The organism is Paraburkholderia sp. XV (genome assembly GCF_020177535.1).
Taxonomy (GTDB): Bacteria; Pseudomonadota; Gammaproteobacteria; order Burkholderiales; family Burkholderiaceae; genus Paraburkholderia; species Paraburkholderia caribensis.
Genome location: NZ_JAGUUD010000278.1, coordinates 1 through 519, shown reverse-complemented (window position 1 = coordinate 519; position 519 = coordinate 1). Strand labels below are relative to the sequence as shown.

Genomic DNA, 519 nt, shown 5'->3' with positions numbered 1-519 from the left:
TCTCCATCGCGATGCGCTTTCGCTCCTCTTCGCGGATCGCCTCCATGTAGGCGGACAGCTGGCGCTGCTGCTCGCGCGATTCGACCAGCGCCTGCTCGACCTGCTTGCGGCCAGTGATGTCGTTCAACCCGACATAGATGGCGGGCCAATCGTCATAGGTCGCGACGCGCGCCGTCGCCATTGCCCAGAACCGCGTGCCGTCGCGGCGCTGGAACAGGACCTCCGTATCGCGCAGACTGCCATGCGTTCTCAAATGCCCGATCAGCCGTTCGCGCTCCAGTGGGTGCGCGTAGAAGTCGGCGATGTTCGCGGCCACGCCCTCGCTTATGCCGAACAGCGCGCGCAGCGGCGCGTTCCCGTACAGGATGCGCCCATCCAACATCGACGTGATGCACAACGGCACCGGACTCGTTTCGACGATCGCGCGAAAGCGCGCTTCGCTCGCCTGCAGATTGGCATTGGCACGCGCCAGTTCTTCCGTGCGCAACGCGACGCGCCGTTCGAGATCGTCGCGTACCT

The 519-nt window shown here is 65.1% G+C and carries 1 protein-coding gene; it reads right to left on the bottom strand.

From position 1 onward, the window contains the following. A partial coding sequence (locus tag KFO72_RS41920; RefSeq protein ID WP_225034568.1) for a PAS domain S-box protein occupies positions 1–519 on the bottom strand: 519 nt, incomplete at both ends.